The organism is Methylocystis suflitae (assembly GCF_024448135.1).
In the GTDB taxonomy this organism is placed as follows: domain Bacteria; phylum Pseudomonadota; class Alphaproteobacteria; order Rhizobiales; family Beijerinckiaceae; genus Methylocystis; species Methylocystis suflitae.
The window spans coordinates 1-19,767 of sequence record NZ_JAMRYX010000135.1 but is presented as its reverse complement, the minus strand read 5'-3'; the positions used below and the strand labels follow the sequence as shown (position 1 = coordinate 19,767).

Genomic DNA, 19,767 nt, shown 5'->3' with positions numbered 1-19,767 from the left:
AAGGTGGGCCCACCCCCGATCGGTTGGACGCGCGCTTCGATGATCGACGCGTTGCCTGGGGTGTTCCCGAAAAAGAGTGTGGGGTGATCTCCCCTCCAAATGACGCGTGAGAGCCGCGAAGAGGTCTAGTCACGCGAATCTAAAGTTCGCCACTTAATGTCTGCTCTGTTTTCTGGCAGAAGCGTTTGACTGAGGCGAGGATTTCATCCGCGGCTTTGGTCCACCGATATGGCTTGGGATTTTCATTGTGCCGCTCGATGAAGGCGCGGATGTCTGCTTCAAGCTGGCTCGTTGACGTATGGACGCCGCGACGGATTTGCTTGCGAGTGAGTTCGGCGAACCAGCGCTCAACCTGATTGATCCACGACGCCGATGTTGGCGTGAAGTGCACGTAGTAGTGAGGGCGGCGCGCCAGCCAGTTTTTGATTACAGCGGTTTTGTGAGTGGCGTAGTTGTCCAAAATGATATGGATGTCGAGCCCTTCGGGAACGCGCGCGTCGATTTGCTTCAGGAAGTCCAAGAACTCCGTCGCTCGATGACGCTTATAGCATTTACCGATCACAAAGCCTGAAGCGATGTCGAGGGCTGCAAACAGCGACGTCGTGCCGTGGCGGACATAAGAGTGAGTCCGTCGCTCCGGAACGCCCGGCATCATCGGAAGGACAGGCTGCTCGCGATCAAGCGCTTGTATCTGGCTCTTCTCATCGACGCTCAGCACCAGCGCCCGATTCGGCGGCGACAGATAAAGACCGACGATGTCGCGGACCTTGTCGACAAACAGCGGGTCGCTGGAAAGCTTGAAAGTCTCCGTGCGATGGGGCTGCAAGCCGAAAGCGTTCCAGATTCTTCGGATCGTTGTGTGCGAAAAGCCTGTCTCCGTCGCCATGGATCGGATGGTCCAATGCGTGGCGTCCTTTGGCGTGGACCGGAGCGTGCGCTCAATGACGGCGGCGACCTGATCATCATTGATTGTCCGAGGTCTGCCTGGACGGGCTTCGTCCAGGAGCCCTTCGATGCGGTCCCTCAGAAAACGCCGACGCCACTTGCCGACCGTATGCTCATGGACGCCAATCTCGCTCGCAACGGACTTGCTGGGAACGCCGTCCGCGCACCGGAGGATCACGCGGCAGCGTTCCGACAAAGACCGCGCTACACGATGACGACGAACCTGTCCTTCGAGATACGCTCTTTCTTCTGCGCTGAGGATCAACGGAGCAATCGGACGTCCTGTCGCATTGGCCATAATCGCGCTCCCGCTCTCATCCGGAAGCGTTAAATTATAATGAAACGAACTTCAGTTCCAGATGACTAGTAATCAGATTCCTTGAATCCGCTCATATGCGACGGATTCCGTCGGAGCACTGCTGCGTTTATACGCACTTATTCAGTGATTTGCTGAACGAGATAGGTTTGACCATGGCGGCTCCACGTCGAGTAATCGAGGTGGGATTTACGGAGAGCGATCTGGTGAAGTTAATGAGGCTTGCGCGTTCGCGAATAGAACCGGCGAGCCGGGTCGAACGCGCGCGCGGACGCTCCTTGCCTAGCGCGACACGCCTTCTTTTTACGCGGTCGGTCGCACCCCAGTCGAGCCATCGGCGTTATAAATCAAATCGTCGAACGATGCTTACGGCGGGCCGAAAGGTTCGGCGTCATAGCTGCTCTCGACGACAGTCCGCGTCCAGGACGTGAGCGCGTTGTCCCGGAAGAAGCGCGAACTTTCGTTGTCGATCTTGCCTGCCTCAAACCAAAGGGCCTCGGCTATCCACACGAATTGTGGACGACTCGGCTGCTGACGCGCGACATATTCGCGAACACGGTCCGGCAGCAGGACACGAATGCCTTGCCAATCTTGCTCAAGGAACATTGTGCAAGATCCTCGCCGCCTACGAGATCAAGCCGCACAAGGTGCGCTATTATCTGGAACGCCGCGATCGCTTGTTCGACGAGAAGACGGCCGAGGTCTTGAGCGTTGTCGTGAAGTCGAATTGCTCAAGCAATCTGCTTCCGCGAACGAGCGAGAAAGCGCGCCGCTTGCAATCATCTCCTATGACGAAAAGCCCGGCATCTAGTCGACTGGAACAACGGTGCCGGATTTGCCGCCAGAGCCTTTGCGACACGGCGGCCTAGCGCGCGATCATGAATATGTCCGACACGGAACGCTGAGCTTGCTGGCCGGCATCGATCTTGTGATCGGTGCTGTTCACGCCAGCGTAGAGGAAGGACATCGTTCGCGCGAATTCATAGGCTTTTTGCAAAAGCTCGACGCTACGCATCCCTCGTCAGCGGCAATCAAGCTGATCCTCGACAATTATTCAGCGCACATCTCCAAGGAGACCAAGGCCTGGCTCGCCACGCAGCCCGAGGGAAGGTTTCTCCTTCGTGTTCTCGAAGCACTGCTCATAGATCAACCTCGTCGAGGGCTTTTTCTCCAAGCTCGCACGATCGGCACTTCGATATATCCGCGTCTCGTTCACCTCGGTGACGGACATGTGGCGTTCGCATTGGCGTTCGCCACTGCTGCAGCATGAGCACGATCACCAAACGAGGTCTTTCGCGTCTGTCGTTCGCCAACGCGACAATGCCACACTCCCAACCCGACCTACCTCAGACGCTGCACTGGATGTGGTCGCGCAGGACTGGATAGATTTGGCTCTCCCAACGCCGGCCGTTGAAGACGCCGTAATGGCCTACGTCTGGCTGCAGGTGGTGCAACTTCATATAGGAGCGCAATCCACTGCACAAATCCTGCGCGGCAAGGGTTTGTCCGACGGCGCAAATGTCGTCTTTCTCGCCTTCGACCGTAAGGAGAAAGGTTTTTTTGATGGCGCTTGGCATGACCGAGCGCCCTTTAAAGAGCAGCTTCCCCTCAAAGAGGGCATTCTTTTGGAATACGGTCTCAATTGTTTGGAGATAGAAGTCCGCATCGAGGTCCATAATCGCAAAATATTCCTCATAGAAGGAGCGAATCCGGTCTGCCTTCTCGGAGTTACCCTCTACGCGATTTCTGAATAGATCGACGAAAGCATTCGTGTGGCGATCGACGTTCATGCTCATAAAGGCAGTCAGTTGGATGAAGCCTGGATAGACGCGCCGGCCGGCGCCCCGAAGCGATCGCGGCACCACGCCTATCAACCTCTCCCGGAACCATTCGATCGGTTTCGACTTGGCGAATTCATTGACCTTTGTCGGCGAGGCGCATGTGTCAATTGGTCCCGCCATGAGCGTCAGGCTGGCGGGCTGATCCGGGTCGTTGTCCTCCGCCATCACCGCCACAGCGGCGAGCGCGGCCACTGCAGGCTGACATACCGCCACGACATGGGACTGCGGCCCCATGAATTTGATGAAATCGATGATGCACTGGACAAAATCGTCGATACCGAAGGCCCCTTTATCGAGCGAAATGTCGCGCGCGTTGCGCCAATCGGTAACATAGACGTCGTGGTCGCGCAGCAGAGTGCGGATGGTGCCGCGCAAAAGCGTGGCGAAGTGACCGGACATCGGCGCGACGAGCAGCACGCGTGGCTCGTTGTCCGCGTCCTTGCGCGAGAAGCGGAGCAAGGAGCAGAACGGTGTGGTCAGCACCGTTTCTTCCACGACATCCACGACGGCGCGGTCATGGGTCGTCAGCTGCGTAATCTGGTAGTCCGGCCGCTCATGCGTGAACCCCGCGAGCACGACGAGTTCGTAATAGGCTTCCATGCACCGCAGTGGGTAGGCGTACTGCGTTGTGCCCCACTGGCGCAGTAAGCGCTCGCCGCTTGCCGCCACAATGCGCATTCGATCGCTTATGTCGGCATAGCTTTGGTAGGCATCATACATACATCGTGCCGTCACGGAAATTTCGGTTTTCGTCAAGAGATGCTGGAGCAAGCCCCATGCCATGCTGGGTTCCGATGGCATGATGTTTGCTGTGATGGTTGGAAATGCGGGACCCAGTCATGCCGGCAACAACGCTCACGATCAGCAGCAGGAACTATTCCTCATGGTCCTTGCGCGGATGGTTGATGGCGAAGCTCTCGGGGATCGATTTTGAAGAGATCGTTATCAGTCCCGACGATGTCTCGGCGCGCGCGGAAATTTTGCTGCTGTCGCCATCGATCCTGGTTCCGTGCCTCACTTACGAAGGGGCTAAAATCTGGGATACGCTCGCCATCGGCGAATTCCTCAACGAGGTCGCGCCGACGGCGGGACTATTGCCCGCGGATCGTATAACCCGCGCCCATTGCCGCGCCGTTTGTGGCGAGATCCATTCGGGTTTCACCTCCCTCCGCTCGGCGCTCCCGATGAATCTCAAGGCGCATTTTCCAAGATTCAAGGTCTGGTCAAAGGCGCAGGGAGACATCGCTCGCGTCACGCAGATCTGGCGCGAATGCTTCGACGCCTATGGCGGTCCATATCTGTTTGGCGCAATCTCGATGGCGGACGCGATGTATGCGCCGGTAGCGACCCGCTTCCGCACCTATGACGTCCCGCTCGATGAAGTTTGCCAGGCCTATTGCGACCGCATCTTAGCATGGCCCGCGATGCAGGAATGGATCGCGCAAGCGCTTCTTGAAAAAGACGAGATCGAGGAGCTTGAGGTCGAATTCTGACGGCCGACTTCGAGCCTTCGGAGACTCCTTTTATTTCCCATCGATGCCTCAACACTCAGGCAATGGATTTCGATCGCTAGCGCCAGTAAAATATTTCGGTTTCTAGTCCCATAAACTGAGCTTCATATTCTCGCTGTTCTCCGGTGAGCCGTTCTGCACAAGCGCCGACAGCTTGGCGACCTTTTCTGACAGGGCGTCGAATTGTTCACGCGTATGATTGGTCACGACGTCGCTGAATTCCATCGTCGACCTCACGCTCGAAAGCTTCCAAGCGCAATTTAAGGCGATGCCGGCATCGATAAAGGCAAGTTCCACGAGCGTCGCGTTGCCCATCAGGATGGTGTGTAAAAAGGCCCAGCTCGGGCTCTTCAGAAGGGTGGACTTTTCCAAGGACATCGCGCCCACCCTTGGTTTCGTCTTGCTTGCCAAAGCTCGGTATAGCGACGCAGCTTGTTCGAGCAGGCCCGGCGTCTGTTCGCATCTCTGCATTAATCGTGCCGACACATGGTGTTGAGCGGATCCGACAAGCTAATTTTTATGATGGTTGTTGGATGATTACAGTCGCCAACCCCACGGCTTTGCGGGGTTCGCGTCATCGTATTGGATTGACGCGGTTTAGTTGACCTAGGAACGCCCCCGCCGAAGCCCCTTCAGCAGCGCAGCCGCGCTGATGCGGGCCTCGATCCGCTAGACTTGCGAAACAAGCTTAGCAAGCCGCGCCCACGACGGAACTCAATGAGGCAATTCTTTGCGCGTGTGAGCGGCAAGGCGCCTACGTAAACATCGGGGTGCCGCAATACGCTTAGCTGTTTCAGATTTGCGCAAAGCGGCGCAATAAGGCCCGCGCCCTGAGAACTTGCTGGTCATCCACGGAGCTTCGAAATAGACCGGTCGTGCTATCGCAAACGGGGTCCGACTGGCGTACTGCCGCGAATTGGGCGCGTCCGGCGCAGCTTCGTGACATTCTCCACTGGCATGGTCACGACCCGGGAAGCTCTTCCTGCAGATAAAAAGCTGCTTGGCTTTCTGCAGCCTAATGACGTCTTCTTGGAGCGGCGGCGTTAAGGGGCGCGTGCACTCACCGCTTGGCCGCGAGCAGCTGCATCATTGTGGATCGAAGAGAGCTCGGCGGCGCCTCCATAAAGGGGTGGGGGCGTCCGGTGGCCTACAGGGTTCGCCGTTCCCGCTGGGGTTGCGAAAAAATGTGAGAATATCGACCAAACATATTCTCACATTTGCAGCATCTGGCGCGGACCGGCGCATTCTTGCAATCAAGTGCAATGTGACATGGTCTGCTTGATTTGATCATATCGCAACATCCCGGCCGGGCTCCGTTTTTATTTTGCGTCGCAACATATATCTTGACTTATTTGTGCAGTGCACATAGGCGGTGAACCCTTAGAGCCGCGCTGGAATTGCCCGCGCGCCTAGACCAGAAGGGGATAAACGATGACAGTGTTCCCAGACATTAAGGCATTCGGCACGAACCCGTTCGAGGCGTTTACCACGGCGACCGCCGCGTCAACCAAGGGTCTAGAGGCCATCGCGGCCGAAACGACGGACTATTCAAAGAAGTCCTTTGAGAAAGGCCGTGCGTTCTTCGACAAGCTGATTGGCGTGAAGAAGATCGACGAGGCGATCCAGCTCCAGTCGGACTTCGCCAAATCCGCCTATGACGATTTCCTGGCCCACGCCACCAAGATTGGCGAGCTGTATTCGAGCCTGGCCAAGGGAGCGTTCAAGCCGATCAATGTCGCGTCGCCCGCACAGTCGCCAGTCTCCGCTTCTCCGTCAAAGGTGCCGGTCGCTGCGAAGCAGAGCTGATCTTACGCAGGTTTTACGCGTCGCATCTCAACCGACGAACCCCGCTCGATCAGCTGTGGTCATCGAGCGGGCTTTTTCGAAGCGTTTGTCGGCGTGTGAGTCAGAGCCGAAACATAACCCGCCTCAGCGCCGATCTAAGACATCACTCGCAGGTAGAGCCTGGAGACGGCCATGGCGCCTCAGAGACATGCCCATTCGAAATTCTTTGGTGTTTTCAACCCGAGCTTTGGCGCGGATAAATTTGGGTTTCACGATTTCAGGAGCATTTCCTATAATTTCGACGCGCCCCTCCTCTATGAGGAAGCTATCCGCCGACATGAGGGCGTGATTGCAAGGGGCGGCGCGCTTGTCGCTGAGACCGGCGTCCACACGGGCCGTTCGCCCAGGGACAAATTCATTGTTGCCGACGCAGTCACCGAAGACGCAATTTGGTGGGACAACTGCGGCCGCATGTCGAAAGACCACTTCGACGCGCTGCTTGCCGACTTCATTGACCATGCCAAAGGCAAGGAAATCTTTGCTCAAGATCTGTATGGCGGCGCCGATCCCGCCTTTCGCATCAAGACCCGAGTCTTCACCGAGTTCGCATGGCACTCGCTATTCGCCCGCAACATGCTGATTCGTCCGCTGACCGACGACCTGCCCTATTTCGAATCAGAATTGACGATCGTCGACTTTCCATCGTTCAAAGCCGACCCCGCTCGCCACGGTTGCCACTCCGAGACGATTATCGCAATCGATTTCACAAACAAGATCGTTCTCATCGGCGGCACGCATTACGCCGGCGAGATGAAGAAATCGGTATTCACCTATCTCAATTTCGTCCTGCCCACTTCGGACACGATGCCGATGCACTGCGCCGCTAATGTCGGGCCCGGCGGCGACGTCGCGATCTTTTTCGGCCTCTCCGGCACCGGCAAGACGACGCTGTCAGCCGACTCGACCCGCACCCTGCTCGGCGACGACGAGCACGGTTGGAGCAAGGAGGGCGTTTTCAATTTCGAGGGCGGCTGTTACGCCAAGGCGATCAAGCTGTCGCGCGAGGCTGAGCCTGAGATCTACGCCGCGACCGAACGCTTCGGATCGGTGATGGAGAACGTTGTCCTCGACCCGCTGACCCGCGTCCCTGATTTCGACGATGATTCGAAGACCGAAAACACGCGCGTCGCCTATCCGCTCGACTTTATTCCCAATGCTTCGCAAACCGGGCGCGCCGGCCATCCAACGAACATCGTGATGCTGACCTGTGACGCCTTCGGCGTGCTGCCGCCAATCGCCAAGCTCAACGCGAGCCAGGCCATGTATCACTTTCTATCCGGCTATACGGCCAAAGTGGCGGGCACGGAGAAGGGCGTCACGGAGCCGCAAGCGACCTTCTCGACCTGTTTCGGGGCGCCGTTCATGCCGCGCCATCCGATCGTCTATGGCAATCTATTGCGTGACCTCATTGCGCGCCATCACGTCGACTGCTGGCTTGTCAACACAGGATGGACAGGCGGCTCATACGGCATCGGCCGCCGCATGCCGATCCGCGTGACGCGCCGCCTGCTCGCCGCCGTGCTCGATGGCACGCTCGACAAGATGCATTTTCACACCGAAGCTTCATTCGGCCTCGCCGTGCCAACCTCGGCGCCAGGCGTCGAACCGGACCTGCTGAGCCCGATCAAGACATGGGCGTCGAAGGAAGATTACGAAGCGACCGCAAAGAAGCTTGTCGACATGTTTCGCGCCAACTTCGTCACGTTCGAGCCGCACGTCGATACAGATGTCAAGGACGCCGCCTTGGATGTAGTTGGCGCGGGGTAGTCGCACTACTCTCGTGTCCTGACTGCTGCAGCATGAGCACGATCGTCAGAGAGATCATTCACCTCTATCGTTCGACAACGTGACGAAACCGACGCGCGGGCCGCACAGCCATATTCGCGCTGTCGGCGTCGGCTGTGGTGCAAATTCAAATGAAGTCGCGATACCGCGTTCGGGCGTTCGACGGCGGTCAACCCGCAAGGACCGTGTTCCAAATCTGTGGCACGGTCTTGGCCTCGCAACTAACATTTTGAGTAGCGGTTACCCTTTACCGGCATGCGTTATCGAGCGGCAGAAGCTGATCGCCCGCCACGTTAGTGCTCGCGGTCGTGGGCCGGGATCTCAAGCGGGCGAGGAGCTCCTGGGGCTCCAGGGTTTTGAGATGGGTCGAAGGCGTCGTCGCGCCGTTTTCGGGCCTGCTTCGGGATAGTCCCCACTGCTAATTCCGAAGCGGCGGCACGTGACGAAGCGGCAGGCGGGGGAACGATCTGGCGTTCTGTCTGATTGCGCTGCTCGCTGATTTGGGAAAACTTCGCCGTGGTTTCGCGTTGCATGTGCTCGATTTTACCCGCCAGATCAGCGATCGCGGCACCGGTTTCCCGCTTCATTGCATCGAGACGCCTCTTCAAGTCCTCGACGGAAGTGGCACCCCTCGCGCTCAGGCTTCGCGCAGTAGGCATAGCTTCGACTCTGGCTTGGAGGGCGCGAATATCCTCAGCGATTTTTTGCTTCATGCGGAGCAGCTCGGCGCGCTCCGCGCTCTCCTGAGCCACGACGGTCGGGCTGGGCTGAGGCTTCATGGCGTAAAACTGAGACTGACCGCCAGAAAAATACGAACCTGCCACCCATGCGAAACCCGACACGCCAGCCGCCAGCGCCGCGCGCGGAGCAAAAGTTACGAGACGTTCGAAGAGTAGGGGCAGATTTCGCGCGAAGGCCACTTCGGCCTTCTTGAATGACGTTGAGTCGAACGTTGCATCAGCCGCCCCTACCTTTATGTCCAGGAGATTCGCATCCTGTGGGGAGACAGCGGCGACGCTGGCCTCGGTAACGGGGTCGTCCACAGGAGGGGACATGTACGAACTCCGACGCGCTACGAGGGTGGCTAAGGGTGCTGTGACAAGCCTCGCGAGCATCTACCTAAAATTCTATTAAAGACTCGCGAGCCGGAGATGCACGAGTCCTAAGTGACGCAATTCGAACTCAGTGATTTCCGTATAGCGTGAAAGTAAGCGAGGAAGGTCCGGAAAACTGGCCATCGGACACGGCAAAATTGCTAGGGTTTTCTGTATAGGCGCCATGGGCTATGCGCTCGCTATGGTCAGGCGCGTTTCGAAGTCGACCAAGTCGGCGCAAACGGGCCGGCGCGGGCGTCCGATCTCACCCGCGCGTAGGAGCCCGGCGCGTTCTCGATCACGGTCAGCCTGCCGTCGCCGGGCTGGCGCGCGGGCATCCGGCCGGAGGCGAAGCCCGTCACCCATTCGTCCCAGATCGGCCACCACGAACCCTGCTGCGCAGCGGCGCCCGAGAACCATTGGTCGGGCTTCGCCGGCAGGTCATCGTTGGTCCAATGACCGTACTTGCCGCCCGGCGCGTTGATCACCCCGGCCATATGGCCCGAGGCGGCTAGAACGAATTTGACCGGCCCCTTGTAAAGATGGGTAGCCGCATAGGTGGACTTCCACGGGGCGATGTGATCCTCCCGCGTCGACAGGATGAAGGTCGGCGTCGTGATCTGCGTCAAGTCGAGCGGCACGCCCGATAAGCGCAAGCCGCCGGGCTTCGCCAGCAGATTCATCAGATACATATTGCGCAGGTAGAAAGAATGCATGGCTGCCGGCATGCGCGTCGAGTCGGCGTTCCAGTAAAGGAGGTCGAACGGTAAATGCTCCTTGCCGAGGAGATAATTTCTCACCACAAAGGACCAAATCAGATCGTTCGAGCGCAGCATGTTGAACGACATCGCCATGTCCTGCGCCTCAAGATAGCCCCGCTCCTTCATGCGCTCATCGAGCGAAGCGAGCTGCTCATTGTCGATGAACACTGCCATGTCGCCGGCATCCGTGAAGTCGACAAGCGTGACGAAATAGGAGGCGCTGGCGATCCGCTCATCGCCGCGCGCGGTCATATAGGCAAGGGTCGAGGCGAGCAACGTGCCGCCCAGGCAATAACCAACGGCGTTAACTGAACGTTCGGCCGTCGCCATCTCGATCGCGTCGAGGGCTGCGAGCGGACCCTCCTGCATGTAGTCCGCGAAGCTCTTCTCGGCGAGCTTCTCATCGGGATTGACCCAGGAGATGACAAAGACCGTGTGGCCTTGATCAACGGCCCATCTGATGAAGGAGTTCTTCGGCTGCAGGTCGAGCACGTAGAATTTGTTGATCCACGGTGGCACAATCAGCAGCGGTCGGCGACGCACGTCGGGCGTTGCCGGCGTATATTGGATGAGCTGCATCAGCTCATTCTGGAAGACGACCTTGCCCGGCGTCGCGGCTATGTTGTCACCGAGGCGGAACGCCCCCATGTCGGTCATGGTGATTGACAGCCGACCCTTGCCGCGCTGCAAATCCTCGAGCAGGTTCTCGAGGCCGCGCAGAAGGTTCTGTCCGCCAGTCTCGAGCGTCGCAGCGAGGACCTCCGGATTGGTTGCGACGAAATTGGACGGGGAGAGCGCGTCGACGAACTGGCGCGTATAGAAATCGACCTTGCGCGCGGTCGCGGAGTCGAGCCCCTCCGCGCCGTGCACCGCCGCGAGCACAGCCTTAGTCCAAATGAGATAGCTCTCTTTGACGAAATTGAAGACCACGCTCTCGGTCCAGGCGGAGTTTTTGAAACGCTTATCCTTCGGCGGTTCTTCGTTCCCGGCGCCATGCCCCATCAAGCGCTCGGCCGTCGTCTGCCAGACGCGCAGGCTATCGTTGAATAGATCGATCTGCGTGCGGGCGATCGCCGCCGGATCGCTCATCATCTTCGTCGTCAGTTCGATGAAGGCGCCGGGTAACGTCGTCACATCGCCCATGCCGACCCGCGCGATGTCGGGCCGTTCGAGCAGGAAGTCCTGGACGAGCCGCTGGCTCGTCTCGGCGATCTTGCCCAATTGCGTCGCGAGAGCGGCTGCATCCCATGGTGGCTGCGTCGAATTCTGAGCCATATGCCCACCTGCGGTCCATTCTGCGTCCATGCAATCCTTGTCATACCATCTGGTCAAGTGCTGGGCGCGAGCGGACTCTCCGAAAGTCGGTTACGGGTCTTTGCTGTGTGAAAACGCATTTGCAGTAAGCAAGACGGCATCCGCCATGGCGCCTGCACTCGGGGGCGATCATTTTGGCGGGTTTTGATATTTTCGAGTGAGTGACGCCCCTGAGGTTTTCTCGGGCCGTTCTAAGAGCCGGAACGAAAACGGCTCTGTCGCAAACTTTTCGTGGCTGAGGCTTGGCGTATAATCGCTGGAAACAAATTCGGCGAGACGGCGCGATGATCGAGTTTAAAGGCAGCCATTTTGAACGTGAGGTGATCCTGTGGGGCATCCGCTGGTATGTGGCCTATCCGATCAGCTATCGGCAGCTCGAGGAAATGCTGGAAGAGCGCGGCGTCGAGGTCGACCATTCCACGCTGAATCGCTGGGTGGTTAAATACGTCCCCCTACTGGATCAACAATTTCGCGCCCGCAAACGCCCAGTTGGCGTCAGCTGGCGATTGGATGAGACCTATGTGAAGGTCAAAGGAAGCTGGAAGTATTTGTATCGGGCCGTCGACAAGGCTGGCGCCACGGTGGACTTCCTGCTGACGGCCGAGCGGGATCGTAAAGCCGCGTTGCGGTTCCTACGCAAGGCAATCGGTCAGCATGACGCGCCAGAGAAGATCACAATCGACAAGAGCGGCGCCAACACGGCGGCGATCGAAAGCTACGACGCGGAACATGAGGCGGGCATCGAAATCCGTCGGGTGAAATATTTGAACAACATCGTCGAACAGGATCACCGAGCCGTCAAACGAGTGACGCGGCCAATGCTGGGGTTCAAATCCCTCCGATCAGCTGCAGTGACGCTCGCCGGGGTCGAGCTCATGCACATGATCAGAAAGGGCCAATTGCGGATGACGGGCAAAATGCGTCCAGCGCAGCAGTTCTATTCGCTGGCGGGGTAAACCTCGTCGTCGTTCCAGGGGCCCACCTCGTCCACACACAAAATTTGCGACAAAACCGTTTGGAGATGGTCTCCGCCGCAGAACCAAACCTGTTCAGCGAGGCCTTGAAAGACGTCACGTGATCGCCGACGTCGGCGCCGTGACCTCCTCGGCGATCACCCTGAAGCTCGCGAGCGTGCACGGGCCAAATGAGGTCACCATCGCGACGTCAGTCGCATCTCGTCCGCGCGCAATCAGGATGCGCCCAATTCGCGGGGTGTTGTGGCGAGCGTCGAACGTGTGCCAGCGGCCGCCGAGATAGACTTCGAACCAGGCGCTGAAATCCATCGCGGCATCGTCCGGCGGCACGCCGATGTCCCCAAGATAGCCGGTGCAGTAACGCGCTGGAATATTCATGCAGCGGCATAAGGCGACGGCGAGATGGGCGAAGTCGCGGCACACGCCGCGTTGCTCTGTATTCGCGTCCCACGCTGTTCTTGTTGGGCTCGCATGCTGGTAATCGAACGCGAGGCGATCATGGACATAGTCACAGATCGCCTGCGCCAGCGGCCAACCCTTCGGAACCTGACCGAAAAGCGACCACGCCAAGTCCGACAGGCGATCGGTCTCGCAGTAGCGGCTGCCGAGCAGATAGATCAGAACCTCCACCGGCAGGTCTTCGAGCGCATGCTGCTCGGCCTGCGCGGCGGTTGGGTCGGGTTCGCCATTGTCCTGCACAAGAAAGTCCGAGGACATTGTCAGCCGACCCACAGGTGCGCGGATGACGTGGCAGAAATTGCCGAAACTGTCGTGATAGGTGTTGGCGGGAATGGGCGGATCGAGGCGCATGCGATCCGCGGTCAGCACATCAGCGAGGCGTGACGGATGGACGCTCAGCGTCAGAATCATGGGCGTCGGCTGCGGGCAGTGATAGGTGATTTCATAGCCGGCGCGAATCTTCATCGGGAAAGCCTCCTCTGCTCGAACAAGCGGAGCCGTCGCAACGGTCGGGCATCATCCTCCCGCGCTCATAAGAGCGCCGCATTCGGCGTCCGCAGCAGCGGCGACTTTGACGGCGACCTTCATGGCGAGATGGTCGGACGCCGTCCCGATCCATGTTCCTTGCAGCGGAATCGCTTCCCTTGGCTCGTCCACAACCGCGATGCGCACCAGCTTCTGATTCCCGAACATGCCGCTCGATGGATCGAAGTCAACCCAGCCAGGGCCGGCGATATAGGCCTGGACCCAGGCATGGGTGTTGCCCCCGATGTCGCCGTCGTCATCATCATCGTCAAGATGCAGATATCCGGAAACGAATCGCGCGGCGATTCCAAGCGAGCGCAGCGCCGCGATCATCAGCGTCGCAAGGTCGCGACAACTTCCACTCGCGAGTTCCAAAGTCTGGACCGGGTCCTGCACGCCCTTCTCATGTCGCGCCACATGTTTGAAGGTCCGGTTGATGGTCTGCGTCATCTCGACGAGAAGCTTGTGGGTGTCGGCCGATCCGTCCTCACGCAGGAATGCGGAGACCCAGCGATCCAGCCGGGGATGCTGCGACTGCGGCGTGAGGAAGCGCGCGAGATCGCGCGTCTCTTCCTCGCCGTATACAAACGGATGGCTCCGCGCAAAGTCCTCAATATCCGCTTCTTTGAAGTCGGTCGGCGCGTGGCGGAGACGCATGGTACTTTCGACGCGAAGCTCCGAGGCGCGTTCCGCGAAACGGGCGGTCGCGACATGATTGCCGAAAATATCCCGCGTCCAGGAGATTTGGCTCGGCGCGGGGGTAATTTCGAGTTCGGACTCAAGCACGATTTGGTCATCATCATCGCGCGGACGCAGCATCATCCGGTGCTCGCCGAACGCGACAGGCTGCGCATAATGGTAAGTCGTGACGTGTCGGACGGTGAGAATCGGCATTGCGGTCCCGCGCTCATCCAAGTTGCGGATAATACAAGTACCGATAGCAGGCAATTTCCGCGCCAGGAACGGGACTCGTTTGCCACTTTGCGGCGCCGCCGACTCAATGAAAGAGAACGCCAATGAATGGAACGCCATACAGCCTATTGGCGGCCGACGAACCGGCGCCGCTCACGGTGCATAATGAAAACGGCCTCTCGCCGCTGCTGATCGTAGTTGATCACGCGGGCAATTCCCTCCCGCGCGCGCTCGGCCGGCTCGGCGTTCCGGAATGCGAATTGGCGCGCCACATCGCCTGGGACATTGGCATAGCCGAGGTTTCCCGCTTCGTCGCGGACGCGCTCGACGCCACTTTGGTGCAGCAGAACTATTCGCGCCTGGTCATCGACTGCAACCGCGCGCCGGAGTCGGAGGCGTCAATCCCCGAAATCAGCGAGTTTACCCCGATCCCTGGAAACGTTGGCTTGAGCGAAGGCCAGAAGGACGCGCGCCTGCGGGAGATTTTCCAGCCCTATCATGATCGGATCAAAGCCGAGCTTGATCGGCGATGGCGGGAGGGAAGGCCGGCGGCATTGATCGCGATGCATAGTTTTACGCCGGTCTTCATGGGCGCAGCGCGGCCCTGGCATGCTGGCGTGCTTTACAATCGCGACGCGCGTTTCGCCGATATCCTGATAGCTTCGCTCAGACGTGAAGAAGGACTCATCGTCGGCGACAATGAGCCCTATAGCGTGACCGATGAGTCGGATTACACCATTCCGGTGCATGGCGAGCGACGTGGCCTGCTTCACGTCGAGGTCGAGATCCGCCAGGACCTGATTGCGGCCCACAGCGGACAGCACGCGTGGGGCGCGCTGCTCGCCCGTTTGCTGCCGCAGGCATATCAACCGCTGGCGGACGTCGTAACCTTCAGGCGATAGGATGGCGTTGTCTTGAGGAACGTCGTCGCGCCGTCTGCATCAAGGGGCGGCTGATCGCGCTCGTCATGCGCTGTGCGATAACACCTTTTATTCGAAGTCTTGGTCTAAATCGGCCGCTTTCGAACTGCGAACGGCGTGCGGTCCGTCGTGAAGTACGACGCCCAGCAGCGAGCTATGCACCCTAAGCGTTCCATTATAGTCGATGAGACCCAGTTTCCGGAATTTGTTCATGAAGAAACTTACTCGAGATCGAGTCGTGCCAATCATCTCAGCGAGAGTTTCGTGACTGACGTTCGTCACCACTGGCTCCGGCGTATCTTCCTTACCGAAATTGGCGAGAAGAAGAAGAAGCCGGGCGAGTCGCTTTTCGCTAGAGTTGAAAAGCTGATCGATAAGGTCCGCTTCCATTCGACTGTTCCGCGCCAGCAAATAGGACAAGAAGCGTTCTGTGAAATCAGGCTGGTCATGGAGGACGCGGATACCGTTGCCTTATCCAAACGAGAAATCGAGGAGTCGACCATCGCAGTTGCGGTTGAGATGCGCCGTGGTTGCCCAGTCAAACATCCTTCCCCGAAGAAATCGCCGGCCCCAAGGATCGCCACTACTGCTTCCTTGCCGTGCCTCGACACCGTGGTGATCTTGATCTTACCCTTCTGAATATAAAACAGCGCGTCCGCCGGGGCGCCCTGCGAAAAGACAGCCTGACCCTTGCTTGGACTGATGACGCTGATTCCCTCGCTCACGGTAACGAGGAACGCGTCCACTTCGAAGACGCCATTGGAACTAGCCCATCTTATTCGTGACGGCGCCGTTCGAAGGCTGGCAAGCATAGCATAGGTGGCTGAAACGGCGTAGGATTCGGCTGCTGACACCAACCCGTTCCGCTCCGACCTCACAGCCACGCCCGCCATGACGGACGATACGTTTCCCGCCTTCTCCTTTCCAGCCGTCCAAGGCAAGAAAGTCACAGCCGCTTTCGACGGCGGACGCATCTCCTCGGACGGCGGCGTCATGTTGCTCGCCATGGCGGAGCGGCGGCTCGGCGTCGCCGAACGGCTGGCGCGCTGCTTTCCCGATCGTCGCGACCCTTCGCGCATCACCCATACGCTCGCCGATATGATTCGCGCCCGCATCTTCGCGATCGGCTGCGGCTATGAGGATGCCGACGATCTCGATTTTCTGCGCTCCGATCCGGCGTTCAAGCTCGCCTGCGGGCGCCTGCCTGACACGGGCCGCGATCTCGCCTCGCAGCCGACGCTGTCGCGGCTCGAGAATGCGCCCGCCCTGCGCGACGTGATCCGTCTCACCTACGCGCTCGTCGACCAATGGATGGCCTCCTACGACGACCCGCCACCCTCGATCACGCTCGACATCGACGACACATGCGACATCGCGCATGGCCATCAGCAATTATCGCTGTTCAACGCCCATTACGATGAGCGCTGCTTTCTGCCGATCCATGTCTACGACACGCAGAAGAGCCGCCCCGTCGCCATGATCCTGCGCCCGGGCAAGACCCCGTCCGGCGTCGAGGTGAGAGCGCACCTGCGCCGGCTCGTGCGGCATATTCGCAAATCTTGGCCGGCGACCCGCATCCTGTTTCGCGGCGACGGACATTATGCGCGGCAAGAGGCGATGGCCTGGTGTGAAGGTCATGGCGTCGATTATGTCTTCGGCCTTCCCGGAACCAAGCCGCTGTCCAAGAAGGTCGACGCGACAGCGGATGCCGTCCGTGTCGAGCGCGCCCTCGACGACAAGGACGTCGTGCGCGGCTATGCCGAGACGCGCCACCGCGCCAAATCCTGGGACAGGGAGCGCCGCGCGATCGCCCGCATCGAAGCGACGCGGATCGGCCTCGACATCCGCTTCATCGTCACCAATCTCGCGCATGGCGCGCCGCAATGGCTCTACGACAGCCTCTATTGCGCGCGCGGACAGGCGGAGAACCTCATCAAGCTTCACAAGACGCAGCTTTGCTCGGATCGAACCTCATGCCGCTCGGCGCTCGCCAATCAGGTTCGCCTCGTCCTGCACACCGCCGCCTATTGGCTGATGCTCGGCGTGCGCGATGCGATCCCGAGCCCGCGCGATCTGGCGAAAGCCGAGTTCTCGACGCTGCGCCTGCGGTTGTTGAAGATCGCAGCGCGCGTGATCGAGACCGCGAGCCGCGTGCGCCTCGCCTTTGCCGCCGCTTGTCCCGAAGCCGATCTCTTCTGCTCCTTGCCAGCGGCGCTGCTCATGGCCGGAGGCCCGTGAACGACGGGGCGGCGTGCCCCGCTCGTCCCTCCTATCCCTCCAACGCGTTCCAGAAAGTGCGGTCCTCGAAGGGGTGAAAAACCCGAACGCCGCCGCGCGGTCATGCCGCCCGACATCACGATGACGCCGAAAGTCGCGCCGTCACGAATAAGATGGGTTAGTGGCCATCATGGTCCCTCTATAGTTGGGTCACGTGTCGCTAGCGTCATGATCAAGTTCAACTCTTTTGGGTGTGAGCAATTTTGTACAGATATTGAATCTTGTCTCGCGTACCCTTTTAAATTGGCCTCAGAATTTTGAGGTCAACGTCAGAAGATACCTCAAGCCTCGCACAAAGTGGGGCGATGAGCGAAAGCATCTTGATGCGCTGCTCAGGAATAATAGAACGCGCAGCGTCGCAAGCTATCGGTCCCGGTAAATCCCCCCGCGCTCCTACCGGGACCGATCCGTTTCTTCTCATACTCAACGCTTTTATCTCTGCGCGGTTCAACATCAGCTGCAGCTTTAGGCGGCGAAGAAAGGATGAACGAACGAAGGTTGATCATGAGCTACATCGTAAGCATCAAGCAAAGGGACGTAAGCTTCGCATATTCTCGTGGAAGCGGCTCTGAGGCCGTCGCTCTGGCTTTGAGACTCATCCATGGAGGCGAGTGCAACGTTTCAATCATATCGCCGCGAGGAGTGGTTTACGCGCCTTCCGACTTTCATCTGCTCTCTGTCTCGGATGACCAGGCGATCGAGAAACTGGTCCGACGGGTGAAGGACGCAACAGGAACAGCTGTCGCGTCGTCAGGGATAAATCCTGAACTACGCCCTCGATAGTTATCTAGGGCTTTTGCCGGCGATCCTGACTGGAGGCGCCGGCGACAATGGAACGCAAACGCACGTGATGACTGAGTTCGCTGAAATCTCAAGATTCACGAGCTGATGCGATTCAAACCGATGCGATTCAACTGGAAAAGATGCGGAGTCGACCAGGCAATGAAGCGGGCAAACGGCCAAGTGACGCCGGAAAGCGCCCGAACCCGCGATGCGAGGAGCATCGCGGCCGCCCGCGCCGCTCTGCACGAAACGGGTAGAGGAGAACGTGCAATGCGATGCCAAAAGCCCCCTGACTGGAGAGGCGTGCCTCCATCTCCTGATTTTGCCGACAGCCTCAGCAAGCTCGGTGAGCAACTGCAACTGAAATACTCGCAGTTTTTAGCCGAACCGATGCCTGACGAGTTTCATTGTAAGCGCTGTTGCGGCCACACCTTCCAACGGACGCTGAAAGCAGCGAGTCTGATCTCCTGACGGAGATAAGGCTTGTGTCCAGATTTGATCATACGCTTGAGCCTAAGTGCGACGCTGTTCGGCGGATCGAAGTGATCGCGGGCGGCGGCGAGCGCCGTCGTCGTTGGTCGGATGACGAGAAGGCGCAAGCGGTCGAGGAATCCTTGGCGCCTGGCGCTGTCGTTTCGGAAGTTGCGCGCCGCCGCGGACTGACGCCGCAGCAACTATTTTCCTGGCGACGCGAAGCCCGGCGGAAAGCGGCGTTGTCCGGAGGCGCACCCTTCGCGCCTGTCGTTGTCGAGGCGTGGGACGAAGCATCGGTACCGCCTGTGCCGTCATTATCGGAGAGCAAATCCATCGCTGCGCGGCCGCATGTGATCGAACTCGATATTGACGGCACGAGCGTCTGGGTCTGGCGCGGCGCCGATGTGGCGATGGTCACGGCGATTGTCGGCGCCTTGAAGAGGCGCGCATGATCGGCCCGACGGGCGCGGTCCGCGTCATGGTGGCGACGAAGCCCGTTGACTTCCGCAAGGGCGCGGAAGGTTTGGCGGCTCTGGTGCGCGAGACGATGCAGGCCGATCCCTTCGACGGCGCCATTTATGTTTTTCGCGCCAAGCGGGCGGATCGGATCAAACTTGTATTCTGGGACGGCACCGGCGTGTGTCTGTTCGCCAAGCGGCTGGAGGACGGCGAGTTCCGTTGGCCGAAGATCGAAGACGGGGTGATGCGATTATCCGCGGCGCAATTTTCGGCGCTGCTCGAAGGGCTGGACTGGAAACGCGTGCGCGCGAAAGAGACGCCGGCGCCGGCTCTGGCCGGCTGATCTGCGGCATAGTGAATCGGCGCTGCAAATATCGTCGCGACGCGCCCGAAAATATGATCTGCTTTGCTTATGCCGCAAGCGATCGAAGCGCTTCCCGACGATCCGAACGAACTGAAGGCGATGCTTCTTGCCGAACGGGCGCGCAACGAGCGGCTCGTTCAGATCATCGAGGGGATGCAGCGTCATCGCTTCGGTCGCCGCGCCGAGACGTTGCCAGAAGACCAGATGC

18 protein-coding genes and 2 pseudogenes are annotated in these 19,767 nt (G+C 59.2%); 11 read left to right on the top strand and 9 right to left on the bottom strand.

Translation table 11 applies throughout. The features are described from left to right. Window positions 1-139: 139 nt before the first annotated feature. Together NEI07_RS10465 and NEI07_RS10460 are read right to left on the bottom strand one after the other, a co-directional pair. A complete protein-coding gene (locus NEI07_RS10465; protein ID WP_256034424.1) occupies window positions 140-1,243 on the bottom strand; it encodes an IS630 family transposase in 1,104 nt (367 codons plus the stop codon). A 384-nt stretch (window positions 1,244-1,627) separates the two neighbouring features. Beyond that, on the bottom strand, window positions 1,628-1,867 hold the full coding sequence (locus NEI07_RS10460; RefSeq protein ID WP_256034422.1) for a hypothetical protein: 240 nt from the start codon (window positions 1,865-1,867) through the stop codon (window positions 1,628-1,630). Here NEI07_RS10460 and NEI07_RS10455 point away from each other — a divergent pair. Continuing rightward, on the top strand, window positions 1,867-2,130 hold the full coding sequence (locus NEI07_RS10455; RefSeq protein ID WP_256034420.1) for a hypothetical protein: 264 nt from the start codon (window positions 1,867-1,869) through the stop codon (window positions 2,128-2,130). The two genes, NEI07_RS10460 and NEI07_RS10455, sit on opposite strands and share 1 nt — an antisense overlap. A gap of 38 nt (window positions 2,131-2,168) precedes the next feature. Beyond that, window positions 2,169-2,531 (top strand): hypothetical protein, encoded by a 363-nt coding sequence (locus NEI07_RS10450; RefSeq protein WP_256034419.1) that lies wholly within the window; start codon window positions 2,169-2,171, stop codon window positions 2,529-2,531. A 76-nt stretch (window positions 2,532-2,607) separates the two neighbouring features. On the opposite strand, the gene NEI07_RS10445 is transcribed toward NEI07_RS10450, so the two are convergent. After that, a complete protein-coding gene (locus tag NEI07_RS10445) occupies window positions 2,608-3,822 on the bottom strand; it encodes a polyhydroxyalkanoate depolymerase (RefSeq protein WP_256034418.1) in 1,215 nt (404 codons plus the stop codon). 119 nt (window positions 3,823-3,941) lie between these two features. Here NEI07_RS10445 and NEI07_RS10440 point away from each other — a divergent pair, with 119 nt between their 5' ends. Then, a complete protein-coding gene (locus NEI07_RS10440; protein WP_256034417.1) occupies window positions 3,942-4,595 on the top strand; it encodes a glutathione S-transferase family protein in 654 nt (217 codons plus the stop codon). A 102-nt stretch (window positions 4,596-4,697) separates the two neighbouring features. On the opposite strand, the gene NEI07_RS10435 is transcribed toward NEI07_RS10440, so the two are convergent. Beyond that, entirely contained in the window at window positions 4,698-5,000 is a 303-nt protein-coding gene (locus NEI07_RS10435) for a hypothetical protein (RefSeq protein ID WP_256034416.1), read from the bottom strand. A 1,044-nt stretch (window positions 5,001-6,044) separates the two neighbouring features. Here NEI07_RS10435 and NEI07_RS10430 point away from each other — a divergent pair. Beyond that, window positions 6,045-6,419, top strand: a complete 375-nt coding sequence (locus NEI07_RS10430; protein WP_256034415.1) for a phasin family protein — start codon at window positions 6,045-6,047, stop codon at window positions 6,417-6,419. A 171-nt stretch (window positions 6,420-6,590) separates the two neighbouring features. Then, on the top strand, window positions 6,591-8,225 hold the full coding sequence (locus tag NEI07_RS10425) for a phosphoenolpyruvate carboxykinase (protein ID WP_256034414.1): 1,635 nt from the start codon (window positions 6,591-6,593) through the stop codon (window positions 8,223-8,225). Between the two features lie 311 nt (window positions 8,226-8,536). On the opposite strand, the gene NEI07_RS10420 is transcribed toward NEI07_RS10425, so the two are convergent. Together NEI07_RS10420 and NEI07_RS10415 are read right to left on the bottom strand one after the other, a co-directional pair. Further along, a complete protein-coding gene (locus NEI07_RS10420) occupies window positions 8,537-9,298 on the bottom strand; it encodes a hypothetical protein (RefSeq protein ID WP_256034413.1) in 762 nt (253 codons plus the stop codon). Between the two features lie 245 nt (window positions 9,299-9,543). Then, window positions 9,544-11,373 (bottom strand): PHA/PHB synthase family protein, encoded by a 1,830-nt coding sequence (locus tag NEI07_RS10415; protein ID WP_256034412.1) that lies wholly within the window; start codon window positions 11,371-11,373, stop codon window positions 9,544-9,546. A 323-nt stretch (window positions 11,374-11,696) separates the two neighbouring features. Here NEI07_RS10415 and NEI07_RS10410 point away from each other — a divergent pair, with 323 nt between their 5' ends. Beyond that, window positions 11,697-12,368 (top strand): IS6 family transposase, encoded by a 672-nt coding sequence (locus tag NEI07_RS10410; RefSeq protein WP_256034410.1) that lies wholly within the window; start codon window positions 11,697-11,699, stop codon window positions 12,366-12,368. 114 nt (window positions 12,369-12,482) lie between these two features. Here the strand turns inward: NEI07_RS10410 and NEI07_RS10405 are convergent, their stop codons facing one another. Both NEI07_RS10405 and NEI07_RS10400 read right to left on the bottom strand, forming a co-directional pair. After that, the gene (locus tag NEI07_RS10405; RefSeq protein ID WP_256034409.1) at window positions 12,483-13,310 is read right to left on the bottom strand and encodes a transglutaminase-like domain-containing protein; all 828 of its coding nucleotides are present in this window, start codon (window positions 13,308-13,310) and stop codon (window positions 12,483-12,485) included. 51 nt (window positions 13,311-13,361) lie between these two features. Next, window positions 13,362-14,264, bottom strand: a complete 903-nt coding sequence (locus tag NEI07_RS10400) for a transglutaminase family protein (RefSeq protein WP_256034408.1) — start codon at window positions 14,262-14,264, stop codon at window positions 13,362-13,364. A 122-nt stretch (window positions 14,265-14,386) separates the two neighbouring features. Here NEI07_RS10400 and NEI07_RS10395 point away from each other — a divergent pair, with 122 nt between their 5' ends. After that, the gene (locus NEI07_RS10395; protein ID WP_256034407.1) at window positions 14,387-15,184 is read left to right on the top strand and encodes an N-formylglutamate amidohydrolase; all 798 of its coding nucleotides are present in this window, start codon (window positions 14,387-14,389) and stop codon (window positions 15,182-15,184) included. A gap of 87 nt (window positions 15,185-15,271) precedes the next feature. On the opposite strand, the pseudogene NEI07_RS10390 reads toward NEI07_RS10395, so the two are convergent. Continuing rightward, window positions 15,272-16,014, bottom strand: a pseudogene (locus NEI07_RS10390) (Crp/Fnr family transcriptional regulator). A gap of 79 nt (window positions 16,015-16,093) precedes the next feature. On the opposite strand from NEI07_RS10390, the gene NEI07_RS10385 reads away from it, so the two are divergent. The 4 genes and pseudogenes from NEI07_RS10385 to NEI07_RS10370 form a co-directional block, all read left to right on the top strand. Beyond that, the gene (locus NEI07_RS10385) at window positions 16,094-17,440 is read left to right on the top strand and encodes an IS1380 family transposase (protein ID WP_256034406.1); all 1,347 of its coding nucleotides are present in this window, start codon (window positions 16,094-16,096) and stop codon (window positions 17,438-17,440) included. Between the two features lie 1,307 nt (window positions 17,441-18,747). Further along, on the top strand, window positions 18,748-19,188 hold the full coding sequence (tnpA, locus tag NEI07_RS19740) for an IS66-like element accessory protein TnpA (protein WP_407659882.1): 441 nt from the start codon (window positions 18,748-18,750) through the stop codon (window positions 19,186-19,188). After that, window positions 19,185-19,538, top strand: coding sequence for an IS66 family insertion sequence element accessory protein TnpB (tnpB, locus tag NEI07_RS10375; protein ID WP_124738387.1), 354 nt, complete (start codon window positions 19,185-19,187; stop codon window positions 19,536-19,538). The genes tnpA and tnpB overlap by 4 nt, the downstream gene beginning before the upstream one ends. Before the next feature lie 69 nt (window positions 19,539-19,607). Next, window positions 19,608-19,767, top strand: a pseudogene (locus tag NEI07_RS10370) (IS66 family transposase); the annotation flags it as partial.